Here is a 19,736-nt window from a genome sequence, read left to right on the forward strand (position 1 = left end):
TGTTACGGCTAAGCACTCGCAGGATCAGCGAAGATCCGCTCAATCCGCGTTCTTCCGCGTCCCATTCATTGTTGACGGTTGGGCCTTTCCAGCGAAAATAGCTTCCATGCTCAAGCCACTTCAGATCGGTGACATTCAGCTCGATTTTCCTGTCGTCCAGGCAGCGTTGTCGGGCTATAGCGACACGGCAATGCGGGTGATCGCCCGTCGGTTGGGTGCGCCCTACACGCTTTGCGAAGTGATGCTCGACTATTTCGTTCTTCAGGTGAAAGAACGCCGCAAGACAAGCCACTTGATGCACGTGGCCGACGAAGAGCATCCCGTTGCGGGCCAGTTGATGGGTGCAGAGCCGGAGCAGTTCGGACCGGCAGCGTTGAAGCTCGTGGAGAAGGGCTTCGACGTCATCGACATCAACTTCGGGTGCCCTGTTAAGAGAGTCTTAGGACGCTGCCGGGGTGGTTTCCATCTGAGCCAGCCTGATATTGCTCTCGAAATCATCGGAAGGGTTCGCGATGCCGTGCCAGATCGCATTCCTGTCACCGTTAAAATGCGTCGCGGCATGGACGATGAGCAGGAAAGCACTGACCAGTTCTACAAGATCTTCGACGGGGCCTTCGACCTTGGTGCTGTGGCCATCACGGTCCACGGCAGGACAGTCAAACAACGTTACAATGGCCCTTCGCGTTGGGACTTTCTGCGGGACCTTAAGCAACATGCGGGAGAGCGTGTGTTGTTGGGAAGCGGCGACTTATTCACAGCGCAAGCGTGTCTCGACATGATTGAATACACCGGCGTCGACGGCGTGACGGTGGCTCGGGGTGCGATTGGCAATCCTTGGATCTTCCAACAGGCGAGGGCTCTTGCCGCCGGCTTACCGATGCCGGAACCTCCCACGCTACACGAGCAACGGGAGATTATCGCCGAGCACTATACGATTGCCGAAGAGCTCTACGGAGCCGATCGCTGCGTGCCAACGATGCGAAAGTTTGGCATCAAGTATTCGCAGCTTCACCCGGAGCATAAGGAAGTCCGCACAGACTTCTGTTCCGTGAAAAGGGCTGGCGCGTGGCGTGAGGTACTCGACAAGTGGTACGCGACTGACGGCCCTGGAGTCCATCCTGTTGTGGATGAGCCTGAGCCCATCCGTGCCGGCGATGTGGCTGTTCAAGCCTAACCTCTAACGCCAAAGACGAGGCGTCCATTGGCGAAAACGATCCGTCAGCCGTGGCGTTTTCTCAGGCGTCTGCTGGTTTCCCGACTGGGTTTCGGCTGTCTGTACGGCTGGTGCACCAGGAACGTTAGCGAGCAAGTAACGCGGCAGGTAACCGTCCACCAGTCGTAAGCAGTCGACATATTGCTCTTTCTCAAGAGCCGTTTTCGCAGCGAACACACGTTTCGCCAGATCAATGCGTGTTTGTGTATCGAACTGCAAATCGAACAATTCCAGGTCGTCCACGGCGGCCTCTCCTTGGCCTGTTAGGTGAAGTTGAACTCGCAGTTGCGTATCCTCGGTGGCCGCCAGCTCATCCAGGACGAGCTCGCACTCCGTCCATTCTCCCTGAGTGGGTGGCAGTGCCTGATGTAACCTTCTCGCGCCGCCTGGCACGCTGTATTCCACCGAAAGGTACAGGCGGGACTGGGGTTGTTGAGCCGCCAAACGATACCAGCCGCTCACAGCGACACGTCCTGTATTGGGGATCGCGAATGAGTTACTCTCAGCCGCGACTCCGATGGCATCCGCACTGACCAGCCTTAGTGCCCGTTTGCCCGATCGCGGTTCTGCTTTGAAGTCAACACTTCCATGACGACCCAAACGCACTTGCCATGCTTTTTCCAAAGGTGCGTCCTGTTGGATCTCAAAGCCGGGACTCTTGAGCCCCGGATAAGTTCGCCTGACATCAAGACGCCCCAGCCGATCTTCTAGCTCCGCGATTCGTTCGCTCAACTGCCGGCTCGCCTCCGGCGACAATTGAACCTTAGGCGAATCAAATCGCATTCCTTTCGAGTCGAATCGCCAAGCCGCAATATCGTAGGCGGCCAAATCGACGGACCATCGTGCCCTTCCGACTGGGAGAATCCCTTCGGCAAGCGGCTTCTCTGCAGCGCTTGCCGATGCATTGCCGAGACTTTGCGAACCGAGTCGCTTGAAGGAAGTTGGCTGCTCGCCTTGCAGAGAGAACTCCACCTTACAAGGCCACGGGGAGACGTTGGTGAAGCAAATAGTGGTCGCTGTCGGCTCGCGATAGATTCGCGTGGTTAGCGGTTGCTGCTTCTCGGTACTGACTTCATATCGCGGCAGCGGAAGTTCGCTAATGGCACCAATCAACGGCCGGAAAGTTTGGGCATCTCCTAAAGAGGCCAACGGTAAGTCGGTCACCAAGAGGGAAGGATCGTCCTCGGCCAACGCATCGGTCAGTGGTTTGCGTACCGAATCGTCTGAAGGCAGTGAAGGACTTGCCAACTCAACCCTTGCATAACCAGAGAAGGGATTCGCTCGATCGAAGCTAGGCAAGCGAAGCGGGAGCTGCTCATGAAAGACTTGGGTGCCGACACTTTGTTGATTCGAAACATCGATATCCAAATCGCGGACTTCGTTGAGATAACCTGCAACCGATTGTTGCTGTCTCGACTGCCCCGCGTTGAAGCGTCGCGGCCTGAGTATCAAGATGCCCTCCGTGCGAGACAACTGAGGCAGATTGATGCCCACTTCTGCCAATTCTCGCCGCAGCGAGGTTTTACCGATTGCCGACTGCTGGACACCTTCAACAAGCTTCGGGCCAGTGAGTAAGCGATCGGTGCATAGCAATAAGTTCCAGTCACTACGTCGCTGACGCAAGGAGTTCGCTAGCCGTACGTAGTAGTCCGAGAGCATCGTCTGCCGCCAAGCTAACCACTCAGGTCGATTCTCCCCACCAAGCTGCTCCGCACGACGAGCGAATCTTTGAGGTCCCTCTGCCGGGACTGCGATACCCGTATCCTGTGCGAAACGGGCCACCGTTCGATCATCCAAACACCAGAGGACGCCAGGGAGCGTTCCATAGCCATCCCCTGCAACCTGCAACGCTAAGCCACCTAATGCGGGATGGTCGCGATATCGATCAACAAGCTTATGTAGCGACTGGTCAAGCTGCTGCTGGACGAAAGGGCTCAGCAAGTTGTATCTTGGCCCAGCATCTGGTGAGGATGAAGAATCCTCATGCCAAGCCCGCCCTTCTGGACCGAGGCAGTAAAGATCGCCTCGTGATAAATTGGTTGATTTCAAGCTTTCCAAGGCCGGTAAAGCGTGACTCAACTGCACAGCAGGAATCAGCTTGAGGCCTTCTCGATCGAAAACTCTCAAAAGAACTTCCAGAACATCACGCGGCATCACATCGACTTCGGTCATCTTTGCCGATTGGTATCGAGGTGAATCGCCGAGGCTAGCGATGGGTGCTAGCGTGCTGCCCTCAGCAGAAATGGTCACGACCGCAGCGTTGTAACCACCGGCATGGAGCTGTTGGGCAAGCCGATTGGCGGCCAGTAGATGCGATTGCCAAGTATCAACGCTCACCCCCGTCGAAGCATCGTATCGCTGAGGAGCGCCAAAGTATTCGACAAGCTTTGGCAATGCCAGATACGCTGCAACCATGCGATTGCCAGTGGCCTGGGCAGGTGTTTGGACATCTGACTTCTCCTGTGAAACAAGCGAAAGATCAACGCGACCAAACTCGGCTGCCTCAGCCTTCGATCGGTTGACGACTAAGAGCACAGGCGAAGAGGTCCGAGGCCAGAAAGTCAGCCGTTTTGTCGTTGAGCCTGTCGAGCTACCTAAGTTCGATCCTTTCGAGAGTACTGCACCCGTATCTCGACCAAACTCTTGAACATTCCCACTGGCGTCCGGTTCCAGAATGCTAATGGCCAGGTGCTGCTGCCGATCTGAGGGCAGAGCAATTTCTACCACATGGGGCTGGCCTGGCTGTCGGACCGGAAGAGTAAACGCCTGCCAGTTCGGATCTTTGTTTTCGTCGCTTGCAGGAAGGGACACGAAGCCCTCTTGAGAACCCTTACGAAGCTGCGTGTTGCCCAACGGCGAAGTCTTCGAAACCCCAGGCAGTGGTGAACGACGCGCCCACTTCGGCAAGCGCTGCCACCACCCAGGTTTCGCTGGATCGATCGTAAGTACCGGAGTTGTCTCTTGACTCAGCCGAGGCAGACGTGCCTCGGGATCGACCACGACCAACTCGATCGTTCGACGAAGTTTTGCTACTGAATTACTACCGGCTATCCAACGCTTTGCGAAACCACTTTTCTCATTGACACTGAACTCAATCGAATAAGCGCCCTCGCTTGCGGGCGCTGTAAATTCAAACGGTATCGTCCGGGTTTCTTCCAAGTTCCAAACAATCGACTCTTGTGATATCGCTTCGCCTGAAGCCAGGTTGCGAACCGTGGCAGTTACTTCTAACTGCTGCTTCGGTAGATCTTCATCAGCGCCGGGGCTAAGGACTGCCTGCCACTTTTCACCTGGAGAGAAAACCATCGAAGAGCGATCAACCGCCACACGAAGTCGATCACCCGGAGCGCGATCAACAATCAGAAACCCGAGTCCGTCATTCAATCGATGGCGAGCTGCATGATCGAACACTTCCGAGAGAGGAATGCTGAAGTTGTTCGCCTCACCCGCAGTCCCTTTCGAGTTCGGTTCCAGTGAGATGATGAGGTTGCTAGCCAATGTTCCTTCGACTTCGAGATCACAACCATCAAAGGATCGACTCAATCGAGGTTGTATAACGACTTCATCTCCGGCAAGTCTTAGGGCTTCTGCCTCGTCGGTATGGCTACCCAGCGGGTGCATCTTGAGAATCGAGCCGGACTCAACACGAATCCTCCCAGCCCAGTAATCAGTCCTCTTTGCCTGAGCCTGAGTGGCCCGTCCCCAGATCAATCGCAACTTGACCGTTCGTTCCGATTCTTCTGCCGCTTTTCCTTGCTTGCAAACCAGAAGTATAAGAAGGCTCGCCGCAAATATGAGAAAGCGCGGGTAACCAAGCCCTTGATCGGACCTGTAGCTCCGGATTGTTCGACGAATGCTTCCGTGCATTGCTAATCGATCATCGAAGATTGAATAGGCTTTAGATATCGAACTCTGCGCCTGCCAAGTCTAGTTGGCAATCGGCCTATCACTGGCCTCTAAAACGCGGGCGGAGTGTACGCTGCAAGCACGAAGGTTGCCAGAGCAATCGGTCGTAAAGAATGGCCTAAGTCGACGTCAGATTTCAGCTTACGCCGAATCAAGGCATGGAGATGAAATAAAGGAAGTGGTGCTAGCTATTTGGCCCGATCAACAACATTTCCCGTTCTTCCTCAGTTAGCTCGATCCCTGCTTCCTCTCCCTTCGATAACTGTGTCTGTAGAGCCTGCATAGCCGCTAGCACTTCTGGGCAGCGATTGGCCACTTCATTCGACTCCCAACGGTCGTCAGGTTTCACGAAAAGTTCTGAGGTGCCCTCGCTTGTACGCATCAACCAAGCCGGGGTCCTCAGTGCGGATTCACTGCCACTACCACTGCCAGAAAGTATCCACTGCCGCCAGTTGTCTGCATCGTTAGCAATCATTGGCAGTAAGCTCCTTCCGTCTTTGCTAGCAGAATCTACGTCAAGTTGCATCGAATCACAAATTGTCGCACCCAAATCCATTGGCTGCGTCAGGCCTGAGAACCTGGGAATAGGCTGATCAATGTTCGGGGCTAGCAATAAACAAGGCACATGAAGAAGTTCTCCGTAGAGCGGACGAGCGTCAGTACCAAGTGTCCCGTGTTCCCCGAGTGCGAACCCGCGACTGCCCGCTAAAACCATGAGGGTAGATTCTGCAATTGTGGAGTAGGCAGCCGCAAAGAAATCGCCTAGGCATTCGTCCAAGACAGCCATCTGAGCTTCGTAGGCAGTCCGATATTGGAACAGCTCATCCGGATCGTCACTCTCGATGAACTGCGGGGGGGTGACAAAGTCTAGCGGTGGCGGATCGCCCTCGACAAGACGCTGTTGGCGATACTCCATCGGCGCATCCCAAGGACCGTGGAATCCACGCGCGTGAATCCATGCGATTCTTGGATCATTACCTCTCGATTTCGCTAGTTGCTCTCCAGCAATGGCAAATAGCTCTCCGCAAGAAGTCTCAGCGACCGAACTCGCAGCCTTTGTTCTTTCCAGATCAAGGAAAGACAATTGCTCGAGCGGCAAATTAGTTGCCGCTTCTGCAAGCCAAGGTTCGTCCGTGTAGAGCGATGTGCGGTAGCCTTTGTCAGCAAGTCTGTTCAAGATCGAGTATTCGTCTGAGTGATTTTGCAGGCTGTGTTTCGCGTTCCAAAGCGAATCGTAGAAATCAGGCAATTCCACGGAATCACACAGCAGGTGATCGATGAGCAATGATTCACTGGCCAGCTTGTCACAATTCGGAGTTGGCAATCCGCTGTTGCCGTAGGCACCCAATGAAGAAGCTCGCCAGCCATCAATGACAATTAGAAGCAAATTGGGAACAGACACCGGGGCACCTTATCTTTGCAACTCTCTAAGGCGGGAATCGCCCGAATGAAGCCATTTTCGCATTGGGTTTTAAGTCGACCGCAAATTGCGTACAATCTGCAACGGCGGAGAGTTAGACGCTTTCTAGTCTGCCATTTCTCCGGCAAAGCTCATCTTATCCACTACTCATCGATTTCGCGACGCTTCTCACGTAGCACTTCATGGACTCCGTGAAGTCCGAAACAGTGTCGCCAGAAGATCCATCAATGGAAGAATCAACAGTCGAAACCCCAGAAAGCACTGCGAATTCTCGCAGCCGCTCAAGCACGGTCTATCTCGTCCTCTTATTGGTTGGGATAGGAGCAGTAGCAGCTTTCCTTTGGTCTCGCCAACAGAAACGACTCGAAGCAGCTGAGGCCGCCGCGAAGCCAAAGATCCAACAACTCGGAGGGTTAGTTCTCTCGGGAGATTCTGGCAATCATGTTGGCAGTGTCAATCTTGCCTTGGTACGAAGTCAGGAGAACTTCGACCAAGCAATAAAGCTGGTCTCCGATTTGCCTTGGCTGAAGGTACTTGACCTCACGGGCAATTCCATCAGCGGTGAGCAGCTTAAGCAAGTAGGCCAGCTCAAGGAGCTGACTTCGCTGCACATGGCCAATACGACCATTGACGATGCGAAGGCTGAAAACCTTACGGGGCTAAGTTCCTTAACCGCACTCCATGCGCCTGGAACTCCTCTCACTGGCAAGTCACTCGAATCCATTGGGAACCTAAGCGCGCTTGAAGTTCTTGATCTCTCCGATACGCAGATTACGGGCGACCTCAAACCGCTAACGCAACTAGGAAAGTTAGAATGGCTCGTTCTGAAGAATGTGCCACTTCAAGACGAGTCTCTGGAAAATCTTTCGAAGATCGCTTCGCTGAAAAGACTATCGCTTACGAGCGGGCAGATTACTGCCCAGCAGTATAAAACCCTTAAGGAACAACGCCCCGGCCTGAGCATTGACGGAATGGATCCCGAAGAGGATGAACCACATTAACAGATTGCAACACAAAGATAGGCTTCTGATCGTCTTCTTAGACATGGAATAGAAAAGTCTACTTCTCTTTACTCCTTGTCGTTATCACTTTTCGATGCATTATCCTTCTCGGATGCATCTGGAGAAATCAAATGCGAACTTCCAAAGCTAATCAGGGCTTTACCCTAGTCGAGCTCCTTGTGGTGATCGCCATTATCGGTGTCCTCGTAGGATTACTCTTACCCGCTGTCCAAGCAGCACGTGAGGCGGCTCGAAGAACGCAATGCCTCAATAACTTGAAGAACATTAGCCTTGCGGCCATTAACCATGAGGCTCAGTTCGGCTACTTCCCAACAGGCGGGTGGGGATTCAGATGGTCAGGCGAGCCGGATATGGGTTTCGGTAAAAAGCAACCCGGTGGCTGGGCCTTTAGCACTTTGCCCTTCATGGAAAATCAAAACATCTTTGACATGGCTAAGGGCCTGTCCGGTACGGATAAAGTAACTGCGATCGTTGCTCTGCGGTCGACGGTCGCTCCGATGTTCAATTGCCCCAGCCGTCGAGCTGCCGTTGGTTACCCAATCGTGAAGACGGACGAGACGCTCTATTCACAGAATCCAGAGGTTGCCGGAAGAACTGACTACGCTGGCAACGGTGGTACTGTTCGATACGGTTGGCAAGGGGATGTCGCAGTTCCGATCGCAGGTCCAGCGATAACTTGCCTCGACAGTTATCCAAGCTGTCCTGGGTTTGCAACGATCGAAACTCCCGCACAAAATGCAGCCAGCATCGGTATCGAGCCCAATGGGGCCATTGGGTACAGAAGCGAGGTCACGATTGGCCAAATCTCGGACGGAACCTCAAACACGTTCCTCTTGGCTGAGAAGTATCACAATCCACTTTCCTACGACACTGGCGATCACTGCGGAGACAACAACTCCCTTTTTCATGGCTACGACTGGGATAATCTGCGCTGGGGACCGAGACGCGACGTCAACGACCCCACCATGTTGGTGGCCGCCACAGTCACCGGTCGAACTCCACGTCAAGATAGATCCGGCTTTGATGGAAGCGGCCCAGGCAGCTGCAGCCAGCAGTTTGGAGGCCCTCATGCCGCCGGGTTCAACAATGCCCGCTGTGATGGCTCAGTTGATACTACTTCGTTCGATGTCGATCTGTTTGTATTGAGCTCGCTTTGCTCTCGCAACGATGGTCAGTTCGTAAGCGAAGACTAGAGATTCCAGTGCGTAAAAGTACCGTTACCTGAAGGATCAAGTGTGAAGCCACGAATGAACCATTGCAGAAGTGTTCTAGTTTCGATCTCAGCATGCCTCTTGTTGCTTGGCTGCGAAGCGAAACTCGACCGACCCGATTTCGATCCGCAATGGTCCTCCTCAAAAGCGCTTGAGCAGTGCGACGCAAATAGCGATGGACAGATCGATCCCTCGGAGGCGGCAGCCGCTCCGGGATTGCTGATGGCCTTCGACCAATGGGACACGAACGGCGACAAACTAATCTCAGGTGACGAATTCGGTGAGCGAATCGCGAAGTACAAGGCATCCGCGGGCTCAGTAGCTTCTGCCGGTTTCACCGTGACTTACAAGAAGAAGCCGCTTCCGGGTGCAGAAGTCATACTTGACCCTGAACCCTTCATGGGTGAAGGTTTTGCCCCTGCAAAGGGCACAACCGACCGTCGCGGATACGTTTCCCTCAACCGCCCAGACATGGGAGATGGCGGTTACCCGGGAGTCTATCTCGGGCTGTATCGCGTGAGAATTTCGAAGCAGGAAGGTGGCAAGGAACTTCTGGCTGAAAAGTACAACACCGCTTCTGAGCTAGGGTTTGACTCTGGCGGCCAAACCCGTGAAGCACGAACAAGCCCACGCTTCGACCTTGAGTGATCACAGACATCGTGACGTTCACTGGCTCACAGTCTTCAACTCTCCAACCGCAACCACTCGCGCCAGACAAGCCGCGGAAAAACGAGACCGTCTCTCAGGTAGCGCTTCGCAAGCCGTCTCGGCTCAGTCGCCAAGCGATGGAGCCATTCCAAGCCGGTCTTTCGCATCCACAGTGGTGCCCGCTGCTTTTCACCGGCTAGAAAGTCGATCGTGGCCCCGATGCAAAGTGCCGCTTTCGCTTCAAGCCGGTCGGCATGCTTGTGAATCCAAAGTTCTTGCTTCGGAGCCCCCAAGCCGAGTAGCACGAGATCAGGCTGAGCGGCAGCCACGGCTGCGTAGATTTTTTCGTTCTCGATTTCGCTATGTTCGAAACCGAGCGGAGGCGAGTAGACACCGACGACATCAACGCCGGCCCAGCGAGACAGAATGTTCGCCCTGGCACGTTCTGCAACACCTGGAGCGGCTCCAAGCAGAAAAACCCTCAGTAGCCGACGAGGACGTTGAGTCCCTGCAGGAGTTTGCGAAGCTCTCTTGAAGAGAGCCGGGGCCAGATCGCTTCCGGCAACTCGTTCGGGTAGCGCCTTTTGCAACATTCGCGAAGCCAACACGACCGGCGCACCGTCAGCCAAGACTAATGAGGCATCTTCGTACGCGGCACGCAATCCGGCGTTCTCTTGGAACATGACTGCATGATCGACGTTCGGCGTCACAACGTAACGACACCGCTCACCGCGTGGAGCGGCGCACCACTGGAGGACTCGATCAACCGTCTGTTGCATGTTGAGTGAGTCGATCTCCATTCCGAGAAGGCTAACTTTTTTCGGCGTGGGGTTCTTAGTCTCTACCTTTTGGCACATGGATTCTTGCTTCTCGTATTGAGTTAGGAGCGCGGTGTTCAAAGCAAATCGGGGCGAATTCAATGCAGTTGTAGTGGGTTGAGCTATCGGAAGCGTATCACCAGACGGAACGAAAACTCGTTGGCGTTGCGCTACTAGGCTGACTGAGACGCCGCTGACGAGAAACAGCATCCACTGCTCGGGTGGCGAGAGCGTCAGGTCGTGAAACAGCGCGGTAGCTAGATAAGCAACCATCGTGGCGATACCAAACAGCCCCTGTGAACGCTGCCATGCGGGCACTTCCGCGTCCCGCCACAGCCGCCACGCGGCTTGGGTCCAGCTTGTCAGCACAGTCAGGAATAATGCGAATCCGATGATTCCCGTCTCCACCAGAATACTGAGAAGCGTATTGTGGTGGTCCAAATTGCGAATCGAATCGAGTTCAATCTGCTGTCGCCGATCCGCTAAGTAAGGCATCTTCAAATCAAAGAAGCGGCTAACCCCGTGGCCGAACACAGGAGCGTCCTTGAACATCTCCCAGGAGACGTAAGCAAACGATGCTCGTTGGTAAACCGAGTGCTCCGCCGACGCATCAGAGTCCTTGCGTCCCAGTTTCTTAAGGTCCGTTCCGAACAGAGCCAGGCCCGTGATCGCTAGGCAGAGGCCCGTTACTCCGACAGCAAACTTGGCCCTTCGAGGCATCTGCAACAGCGGCACAATCGCCAGCCCGCCAGCCAGTCCCAACCATGTGCTACGTGTGTAGGTGTAGTAGACTCCCAACGCCATCGCGAATAGGAGACCGGTTAGTACGACTCGCTGAAGGGGCTTTGCCCGACTCCACAACAGCCAAGCCGCCCAAAAACAAATCGTCAGAAACACACCAAGGCTAGCCGACATGAGGGCAGGGCCACGTGCCCGACCGAAATGCGTTCCCAACGTTGGGTCGGAAATGTAGCTTGGGAACACCGCCCACCATTGGTGCTTCACTTCAGCAACAGCCGTGAAAGCCAGGTATCCACCTAAACAGACGAATATTGCGAGCAGCCCTCTCCAGTTCCTGCGATTGACCACACCGACGCGAGCGCAGAAGTAAAGAATCGCCGGCATCCAAAAGCTGGCGATCAGTCGCCACCAAGGGCCGACGTTGGATCGTACCACCCCCGCGGGAGGTGTCAGGAAACAACGGAGCGTCAGGTAACCGAGCAGTGCCGCAACAAGCCAATCAGCCGTGTGCAATCCGCTCAGTTCCAGCTTCCCTTGCCGCCAAGCCAGACCAACAAGTGCCAACAGCCCGGCAAGCAGCAGACGGTCAACAGTGAAGGTGACGGGACCAACCGAGGCGTGCCAGAAAGGATGTTGAAGGACATACCCGACGGCAACGAAAGTTCCGGCTCCCATCAGAAGCGTACTATCCTGCGTACGCCTGACTCTCCAGAAAAGAGCACTGATGACAACGATGGCAATGAAGAAGCCCATAATGAACTCAGCCGCGAAGGTGACTCAACTACTAGCGAGATTCCACAGCGGCATTCATCGCCTCCTCGAGCGACATTCCTGCGAACTCTTGTTCGGCTTCTTCGAGCGTTCCTCCAGTCGAAGGGAGGACACCGGGATTGAGCATTAGGGTCTTCTCAGGCGATGAAACCGTTGGCACCTCAGGGCGAGCTGCTTGTTGGGGAACCGCTCTCTCTTCAGTCTCCTCAGGTTGCTTTTCGGCCACGGGCATCACGTAGTTGGCCCAAGGGTTCGGTTCTTCAGTTTCCTTTTCAGTTTCTACTGGAGTCTCCGGTTTCACCGTGCTATCTGACGAATCAACCAGCGACGGAGCGGCTAATTCTTCGCTTTCTTCTGACTCTGCATTCTGCTCAACCGGGTTATCTAGAAATTGGGTCGCTTGAATCGGTTCTGGTACTTCAGACTCTTCTGGCTGTTCCTCAGTGGCCACATGAGTTTGCTCAGCAACTGAGTCCTCTGAGACTTCCGTAGAGCCTAGATCATCAACTGAGGAAATCGGCTTAGGAGGTTCGTCGAATTCGGCATCTTCAGCCGCCGACGGCTTAGCAGAGTTGATGACGACGCCTTCGCGAGCGTTGAGCTCCGCGATGCGCGCTTTGCGCTGAGCATTCTCTCTTTCGGCCTCTTCCCTGGCCGCTTTTTCGGCTGCTTCCGCTTCGGCGACTCTCCGCGCTGCCTCCGCCTTCTCAGTAGAGGACTCATCGTTTGTTGAGACGCTGGTATTCTCTGCAGATTCCCACCACTCTCGCGTTGGAGGTGTCGGGGCGGCCTGCGATTCTTGAGTCCGCTCCGGGCTGGCCGCAACGGGAGCAACGACAGAAGGTCCGCCCGTCAGAAGGACCAAACCGACACCCAGCGACAATCCGCCGAGCAATCCTGCCATCGACATGGTTGCCATGCCGATTCCCTCGCGACTGGAGCCGGTCTCTGGCTCGTCCAGCGGAGTGAGAACATGAGCCTTCTCACTTGCTGAGCGGCTCGCTTGCGCGGTGTTGAGCTGTTGTTTGACGCGATCAAGCGTTTGACGACTTGTTTCCAAGGCTGCAACGCGGTTGGAATACTCAGCACGTTTCTCAGCGAGCGAAGCCAAACGCGATTCGAGCTCAGTCAGTTGTTTTCTCGCCGCGGCATGTCGGGCGGTATTCAGTTCCAGCTCTGCTTCAGCCGCCCCGATAGCCGACTGCAGTTCCTCAAAAAGGTCGCGTCGAATGCCTTGCTCAGCTTCGTGTGCAGCCAAAACTCGTGGGTGTTCGGCAGATCGAGTTCCTTGCAGCTTGGCCGTCACCAATTGGGCGTCGACTAGCCCATCCTTCAAGCGACGCAAAGCCGGTTGGCTGGCTAGTAATGAGTTAGGCGTGGCGACGATCTGGGACGGGTCGCTCTGAGCAGACCGCAGCAGTTCGAGCAACTCCTTGGAGTCGCGCATCTGGGTCTGAAAACTGCGTGCTTGGGTTTCCAAGTTCACGTACTGTTGCCGCAGGTCGCTCTGACCGCTGAACGAGGAATGCAGCATCCGCAATTCGCCAAGATCCGATCCGATCGCGGCTTCGTACGCGGCCAATCGTTGCGTTTCTTCCTGATTGAGCTGCTCAGCAAGTTTGACCTGTTGCTTCAGCTCTTCGACTAAGCCTTGTGCTTGCTCGTTACGCAGCTCTTGCAGTCGGGAGTCCAGTTGTCGCGTCATTTCAGCGACCAGATGCAAGGCCTTTGCCCGATTCGTATCTTTGATCCTCAAATAGAAAACTTCAGTCTTACCAAACTCCGCCCCACCCGGGGGAAGCATTGTGAATTGATCACGGAATTCGTCGATTTCGCTTGCCGAAGGTTCACCGACGGGAGACCCGCTGGCAGCCGAGTCAACCGCCTTAAGCGTCGCGGCGATTACTTGGCGACTTTTTGCGAGTTCGAGAATCGTTTCCTGAAGCGTCCGCATCGCATAAAGATCGGAAAACTTACCCGGATTGTCAGCCGAAGCAGTCGCTTCTTGGCGAACCACCACGGCTTGAGATGCTTCCCAGGGTCGTGAGCTGACGAGCGAGAACAGTAGTGCAAGCACTCCGCATCCCGCTGCAGTAAGTAGCCAGACAAAACGGTAGTCCAACAGTCGACGAACTGCATAACGGACGCTGTGAGACAAAGATTGCGTTTGATTCATGGGGAAATATCCTGTTGCTGCCGGCGACACCTATATCACCGCGCGCCTATTTGGGGCGTATTTTGCTGCACAAACGTAGCTCAATTTTCCCACCCCGTGCGGATCATTGCGGGAAAAGCCAATCGTTCGGGAAGTAACGATCCTGCGGTGTCCGTTGTTCGCCGAGACGAGAAGTATCCACGCGAAACAGAGAGGGACCGTCCTATGTTTGAGAACACCCTGGGGAACAACGTTTCCCAGCTTGCGATCGCGCCCTCGGAACGCCCTGACAGAATCACTCATGAACGTCGAATGTCTCGAAACGCTGGATGCTCTCGAGCCATACTGGGCCCGCTGGGACGAGCTTGCCGGCGACTGTGTTTTCCGTAGCGCACTCTGGCAGCGCACCTGGATTGAGCATTACTGCTTTTGCGCCCAGAGTTCCGAACAACAAGCAGATTCCAACTTGCGGGTGATTGTCGTTCGCGACGATTCTGACCAAATAGTCGCGATCTTGCCCTGCTATGAGAAGCAATCCTTCGCTTTAGGAAGGGTCTGGCGGCTGGTAGGCGACGGCGAAGTCTGCAGTGATCACTTAGGTTTCTTGTTTGAGCAGGAACGTGCCGACCAGGCTGTTGAGGCCATTGCTGAATACTTAGCGAGGCGGGACGACTGGGATTGCTTTGACTTCACCTACTTTGACGCTAACGACGACGCTTCGTGTCTACTAGCCGAGGTGTTGAAGACGCACAATTGCTTCGTTGAGTCATCACCTGGGCCAAACTGCTGGTCAATCGATCTTCCGGAGACCTGGGACGGCTACTTGATGATGCTCTCGAAATCGCATCGCAAACATATTCGTCGCCTCCAGAGAAGTGCCGCAGCAGCCGGACCGATTGAGTGGCATCTTGTCGAAGACGAGCAAGACTTTGAGGCTGCTTGGGCCAACTTGGTCGACCTCCATCAACGGCGCAGGCACAGCCTTGGCGAGCCGGGCTGCTTCGCTTCCACAAGCTGGGCGGAGTTTCACAAAGACATTGCCCAGAAGTTGCTCTCTGCTGGAATACTACGCCTTTCCTCTTTGGAGCTTGGCGGCCGTTTCGCTGCGGCTGAGTATCAGTTCGCCACGCCCACAACCATATCAGCCTACCAGGGTGGCCTCGACCCCGATCGGCTTGACGAGCAGCCCGGGCGGCTCTCGCTGATCCACACGATTCAACATGCGATCAGCCAGGGCTGTACTCGGTACGACCTGATGCGAGGTGACGAGCCCTACAAGGCTAGTTGGCGAGCAGAACCCAATCGCACGCTTCGCGTGCAAGTCACCCCTGCGAGGCTTTCGGCACGCTTGCGATTCACCGCTTTGCAAAGCGTACGCAAGGCGGGGCGTTTCGCTAAGCAGATGGCTGGAAACACGCGCAAGCAAACTGAGCTAATCAACGAATAAATCCTTCAACCCTATCAAAAGTTAGTCGTAGCCCCATGTTACCCAACGCTTGTAAAGAACCGATTCTCGGAATGTACTACCTTGCCACCTTGCCCGGACGCCGGCAGGCAGCCTCGCGGCGTGCCGCGGAAAAGCGTGCCCCCATTACGACGTTGTTCTACCATCGCGTAGCGGACGACCATCCCAACGACTGGACGATTGGCTTCGAGCGATTTCAGGCGCATATCGAATGGATTCGTGAACGCTTCGAAATCATCACGCTCACCGAGGCTCAGCACCGCATTGGTTCCGAGGAAAATCGGACGCCGGCCGTTTGCATTACTTTCGACGACGGATACGCAGACAACAGTCGCGAAGCCTTACCGTGGCTACTGGATGAGAAAGTGCCGTTCACGTACTTCGTCTCGACCGATCACATCGCTGAAGGGAAGCCTTTCGCCCATGACGAGGAGGCCGGAGTTCCGCTCGCACCTAATAGCATCGAGGAACTCCGAGTTCTCGCCGATGCTGGCGTGGAAATCGGGGCGCACACACGCAGCCATGCTGACTGTGGGAAGATCGACGATGAGGAGCAACTCTACGAGGAGATCGTGGGCTCGAAACGTGACTTGGAAGCGATGATCAATCGCCCCGTGCGTTACTTTGCTTTCCCTTACGGTTTGCACGAGAACCTCTCCAAAGCGGCGTTCCGGATAGCCTTTCAAGCCGGTTTCTGGGGCATTTGCTCAGCCTACGGCGGATACAACTTCCCTGGTGACGATTCCTTTCACCTCCAACGCATCCACGGCGACCCAAGCTGGGCTCGCTTTTGCAACTGGTTGACCGTCGATCCGCGCAAGTTGAAGCGGGTCGAACGGTTCGACGCTGGTGATTATCGCCTCTGCTTCTGACATAAGTTTCTGACGGATAAGATCATCAACAGGACCGAACAGACCAACGACAGACAAAGCTCGCCCGATGCGAAAGCAAAGGGCAAGGGACGGCTACGTACCGATACATTCGCGGCAAGCGTCGTCATTCTGTTGATCGTTACCTTGGTGCAGCGCACTGTCGGGTTTGGCAGGGGGATTCTATTTGGTCGCTGGCTTTCTCCCGAAGAACTAGGCCAGTGGGATCTGACTTACAGCTTTCTGCTACTGGCGGCCCCATTGGCAGTCCTCGGTGTCCCCGGCTCTTTCGGACGCTACGCGGAACACTATCGCCAGAAGACTCAGCTTCGGACTTTCCTCAAGCGGTCCGTCCTGTGGACAGGAATCTGCTGCGTCATTGCGACCCTGCTGATCGCCTGGGGAGCTCGCTTTTTTTCCGAGATCATCTTTAACACCTCAGAGCACGTCGAGCTGACGGTCGGCATCGCCTACTGCCTGGCGGCCATCATCTTGCACCACACGCTCACGGCACTTCTGACAGCAATGCGTCTCTACCGTGTCGTCTCAGCGATGACCTTCGCTCAGAGCCTGCTGTTTGCGATCGTCGCATTAGGGCTCGTTTGGTATTGGCCGACCAATGCAAGCGTGCTGATCGGTTACGGCTTGGCCTGCCTAGTTTCATCACTCGGAGCCCTGGCCTGGGCCTGGCCCGGGCTGAAGCAGATCGAGCAACCTCATGAGTCGCTGCCGCACAATCACTTCTGGCCGAAGCTCTTGCGATTCGCGTTTTTCGTCTGGATCGCCAATTTGCTGTCTCATTTGTTTACCATCATCGACCGTTCGATGCTGCTCCATTATTCCGGCATGTCACCAGAAGACGCCTGGGACACCATCGGGCAGTACCACAGCAGTCGGATTGTTCCACTTCTATTGGTTTCTTTTGCTGACCTGCTGGGTGGACTGCTCCTTCCACACCTCAGTGCCGACTGGGAAGCCGGTCGCAAGCAGGCTGTCTCACAACGCCTGAACCTGACTCTCAAGCTCACCTCGCTCGGCATGCTTTGCTTTGGAGTTGCCGTTTTGATCTTCGAACCTTTCCTTTTCGGCGTCTTGCTTGAAGGAAAGTACGAAGAGGGTTCCGCAGTCCTACCTTGGACTCTCGTCGGCTGCATCTGGTTTAGCTTGTACACCATTGCCCAAAACTACCTGTGGTGTGCCGAGAAAACCAAGCTTGCAATCGTCCCGCTACTTTGGGGCGTTGCGGCAAATGTCCTGCTGAATCTGTTACTTCTACCACCACTGGGGCTCTACGGAGCCGTGCTCGCCACAGCAGCGGCAACGGTGGTTTGCTTTATCGCGACGCTGTTGCTCAACAGCCGTAACGAAATGCACGTTGATTCAGGAACCTGGCTCGCGTTTGCCTTGCCCACCGTCTTAGGGCTTGGTCTCTCGCCAGCTCTCATTACGTTGCTGGGAGTTGTCATCGTCATGTTCGCGACGAATTGGATCATCGGACAAGACGAGCGGCGGGAACTAACAGCCTTCTTACAAACCTCGCTTGCGAAACTTCAACGGCCCAAAAGAACCGCACCAATAGCCCATTAAAAACATGGCAACCAAATCCAAAAACTTGCTACGAGTTCAGTTCATTGCCACGAGCCTTCCGGTAGGCGGAGCGGAAACGCTACTGGTGAATCTGGTGCGCCGCCTCGACCCGAATCGATTTGCTCCGGAAATCGTCTGCCTCAAAGAGCCCGGTCCCTTGGGTGAGCTGCTTTCGCAAGAAATGCCAGTGCATAGCAATTTGATCGGCAACAAATACGACATCCGAGTGTTGTGGAAACTCTGGCGGCTGATGCGTCAGCGCGACGTCGGGGCGGTCGTTACCGTCGCCGCAGGAGACAACATGTTCTGGGGGCGTCTAGCTGCGAAACTTGCCGGCGTTCCTGTGGTTGCTTCGGCGCTACACAGTACCGGCTGGCCCGACGGGGTAGGGAAATTGAATCGGCTGCTGACACCTCTGACGGACGCATTCATCGCAGTCGCGGACGGGCACGCACAGTTTCTCTCGGAGTTTGAACGATTCCCCGCGGAGAAAGTCCACACGATTTACAACGGGGTCGATACACAGCGATTCGCTCCGCATGAAGAAGCAGCACTCAAAGAAACGCTTGGCATCGATCCAACGTCGACCGTCGTCGGGATCCTGGCGGCCTTGCGTCCGGAAAAGAATCACGAGCTCTTCCTGCATGGAGCTGCAGTTTTGCTTAGAGATTTCCCCGAGACACAGTTCCTTGTAATGGGTGATGGCCCGCGACGTCATGACTTGGAACAACTGGCCTTCGATCTTGGCATTTCAAAGTCGATACATTTCCTCGGTTCGCGAGATGATGTTCCTCAGTTGCTCAATGTCTGTGATGTTGTTTCTTTGACGTCTCACAATGAGGCGAGTCCGGTCTCCGTTCTGGAAGCACTGGCCAGCGGCGTGCCTGTCGTCGCCTCAGAAGTGGGGTCCGTCAGAGAAACAGTCGTCGACGGTGAAACGGGGCTTCTCTTTCAAGCGGGCGACCAGCCGGCCTATGTCTCGGCGATGACCAAGCTACTGCAGAATGAGGCTCTACGAGTCTATCTGGGTGAGAACGGGCGAAAGCGTGTGATGGAGAAGTGGTCTCTCGATGGCATGACACGCGGATACGAGCAGCTCATTGAACGCATCTATTCCTCAAAGAGAAACCCTCGCATCGAAGCTGCAACCAGTAAAAGCCCGGCGGCAGCAACCTAAGAGCACTATTGGAAGTGATTGGCCGAGCATTCCGCTCAGCCTTGCTGCTAGCTAAAATAAAGGATTCCACCTACTTCGCGCTAGCAGACCATGATTACTGAAACACTGCTCACCTGGATCGCTCGCTTCATCAGCGGCGTCAGCGTGCGCTGGGTGGAATCGCAGCCTGATACCTGTCAGCGGGTTTACTTCGCAAATCATACCAGCCATTTGGATGGCATCCTCGTCTGGTCCGCATTGCCGCCGAACATGCGGAAACTTACGCGCCCGATCGCGGCAAAGGATTATTGGAGCGGGGGCTGGGTCCGTCGCAAGCTGGCGAAGACTTTCAACGTGATGCTGATCGACCGCACAAAGATCAAAGTCCACCAGAGCCCAATCGACCTGATCCTGAGGGAGATCGGCAAAACTCAGTCGCTGATCCTCTTTCCCGAGGGGGGACGCACCCCCGGTGGCGAGATCGGGGAGTTCAAAAGTGGACTCTATTACTTGGCAAAGAAACGCCCCGAGTTAGAGTTGATACCGGTACACATCAATAACATGAACCGGATTCTCCCACGCGGAGAAGTGCTTCCTGTGCCGCTGCTTTCAGCCGTCACTTTTGGCCCCCCGATGTGGCTGGAAGCGGGTGAAGGGAAAATGGATTTCCTTGGTCGAGCGCGCAACGCAGTGCTTAGCTTGAAAGACGCATAACAGAAATACCCTACAGCTAATAGCTCACTACTAACGACTC

13 protein-coding genes are annotated in these 19,736 nt (G+C 55.1%); 9 read left to right on the forward strand and 4 right to left on the reverse strand.

The window, feature by feature from the left end; all coding sequences use genetic code 11:
• The first annotated feature begins 106 nt into the window (after positions 1-106).
• Positions 107-1,174, forward strand: coding sequence for a tRNA-dihydrouridine synthase (locus RIB44_07210; GenBank protein MEQ8616367.1), 1,068 nt, complete (start codon positions 107-109; stop codon positions 1,172-1,174).
• A gap of 3 nt (positions 1,175-1,177) precedes the next feature.
• Here RIB44_07210 and RIB44_07215 read toward each other — a convergent pair whose 3' ends face one another.
• Positions 1,178-4,930, reverse strand: a complete 3,753-nt coding sequence (locus tag RIB44_07215; protein ID MEQ8616368.1) for a hypothetical protein — start codon at positions 4,928-4,930, stop codon at positions 1,178-1,180.
• Positions 4,931-5,303: 373 nt separating this feature from the next.
• Entirely contained in the window at positions 5,304-6,521 is a 1,218-nt protein-coding gene (locus tag RIB44_07220) for a sulfatase-like hydrolase/transferase (GenBank protein ID MEQ8616369.1), read from the reverse strand.
• Between the two features lie 245 nt (positions 6,522-6,766).
• Here RIB44_07220 and RIB44_07225 point away from each other — a divergent pair, with 245 nt between their 5' ends.
• The 3 genes from RIB44_07225 to RIB44_07235 all read left to right on the forward strand — a co-directional run bounded on the left by RIB44_07225 (position 6,767) and on the right by RIB44_07235 (position 9,420).
• Entirely contained in the window at positions 6,767-7,540 is a 774-nt protein-coding gene (locus tag RIB44_07225) for a hypothetical protein (protein MEQ8616370.1), read from the forward strand.
• Positions 7,541-7,671: 131 nt separating this feature from the next.
• Positions 7,672-8,754, forward strand: a complete 1,083-nt coding sequence (locus tag RIB44_07230; protein ID MEQ8616371.1) for a DUF1559 domain-containing protein — start codon at positions 7,672-7,674, stop codon at positions 8,752-8,754.
• A 54-nt stretch (positions 8,755-8,808) separates the two neighbouring features.
• Entirely contained in the window at positions 8,809-9,420 is a 612-nt protein-coding gene (locus RIB44_07235) for a hypothetical protein (GenBank protein ID MEQ8616372.1), read from the forward strand.
• Between the two features lie 35 nt (positions 9,421-9,455).
• Here RIB44_07235 and RIB44_07240 read toward each other — a convergent pair whose 3' ends face one another.
• Entirely contained in the window at positions 9,456-11,732 is a 2,277-nt protein-coding gene (locus tag RIB44_07240) for a WecB/TagA/CpsF family glycosyltransferase (GenBank protein MEQ8616373.1), read from the reverse strand.
• A gap of 31 nt (positions 11,733-11,763) precedes the next feature.
• Positions 11,764-13,926, reverse strand: a complete 2,163-nt coding sequence (locus RIB44_07245) for a hypothetical protein (protein ID MEQ8616374.1) — start codon at positions 13,924-13,926, stop codon at positions 11,764-11,766.
• Between the two features lie 280 nt (positions 13,927-14,206).
• Between RIB44_07245 and RIB44_07250 the strand changes: the two genes are divergently transcribed.
• The 5 genes from RIB44_07250 to RIB44_07270 all read left to right on the forward strand — a co-directional run bounded on the left by RIB44_07250 (position 14,207) and on the right by RIB44_07270 (position 19,696).
• Positions 14,207-15,352 (forward strand): GNAT family N-acetyltransferase, encoded by a 1,146-nt coding sequence (locus tag RIB44_07250; GenBank protein ID MEQ8616375.1) that lies wholly within the window; start codon positions 14,207-14,209, stop codon positions 15,350-15,352.
• Positions 15,353-15,423: 71 nt separating this feature from the next.
• A complete protein-coding gene (locus RIB44_07255; GenBank protein MEQ8616376.1) occupies positions 15,424-16,242 on the forward strand; it encodes a polysaccharide deacetylase family protein in 819 nt (272 codons plus the stop codon).
• A 126-nt stretch (positions 16,243-16,368) separates the two neighbouring features.
• A complete protein-coding gene (locus tag RIB44_07260) occupies positions 16,369-17,826 on the forward strand; it encodes a lipopolysaccharide biosynthesis protein (protein MEQ8616377.1) in 1,458 nt (485 codons plus the stop codon).
• 4 nt (positions 17,827-17,830) lie between these two features.
• Entirely contained in the window at positions 17,831-19,003 is a 1,173-nt protein-coding gene (locus RIB44_07265) for a glycosyltransferase (GenBank protein ID MEQ8616378.1), read from the forward strand.
• A gap of 90 nt (positions 19,004-19,093) precedes the next feature.
• Positions 19,094-19,696, forward strand: coding sequence for a lysophospholipid acyltransferase family protein (locus RIB44_07270; GenBank protein ID MEQ8616379.1), 603 nt, complete (start codon positions 19,094-19,096; stop codon positions 19,694-19,696).
• The last annotated feature ends 40 nt before the right edge of the window (positions 19,697-19,736 follow it).

Source organism: Lacipirellulaceae bacterium (genome assembly GCA_040218535.1).
Lineage (GTDB): Bacteria > Planctomycetota > Planctomycetia > Pirellulales > Lacipirellulaceae > Adhaeretor.

Bases quoted from the DNA above. Each gene is read 5' to 3' on its own strand.
- RIB44_07245 (MEQ8616374.1), bottom strand. From the start codon at position 13,926: ATGAATCAAACGCAATCTTTGTCTCACAGCGTCCGTTATGCAGTTCGT.
- RIB44_07240 (MEQ8616373.1), bottom strand. From the start codon at position 11,732: ATGGGCTTCTTCATTGCCATCGTTGTCATCAGTGCTCTTTTCTGGAGA.
- RIB44_07250 (MEQ8616375.1), top strand. From the start codon at position 14,207: ATGAACGTCGAATGTCTCGAAACGCTGGATGCTCTCGAGCCATACTGG.
- RIB44_07265 (MEQ8616378.1), top strand. From the start codon at position 17,831: ATGGCAACCAAATCCAAAAACTTGCTACGAGTTCAGTTCATTGCCACG.
- RIB44_07210 (MEQ8616367.1), top strand. From the start codon at position 107: ATGCTCAAGCCACTTCAGATCGGTGACATTCAGCTCGATTTTCCTGTC.
- RIB44_07255 (MEQ8616376.1), top strand. From the start codon at position 15,424: ATGTACTACCTTGCCACCTTGCCCGGACGCCGGCAGGCAGCCTCGCGG.
- RIB44_07225 (MEQ8616370.1), top strand. From the start codon at position 6,767: ATGGAAGAATCAACAGTCGAAACCCCAGAAAGCACTGCGAATTCTCGC.
- RIB44_07230 (MEQ8616371.1), top strand. From the start codon at position 7,672: ATGCGAACTTCCAAAGCTAATCAGGGCTTTACCCTAGTCGAGCTCCTT.
- RIB44_07270 (MEQ8616379.1), top strand. From the start codon at position 19,094: ATGATTACTGAAACACTGCTCACCTGGATCGCTCGCTTCATCAGCGGC.
- RIB44_07235 (MEQ8616372.1), top strand. From the start codon at position 8,809: ATGAACCATTGCAGAAGTGTTCTAGTTTCGATCTCAGCATGCCTCTTG.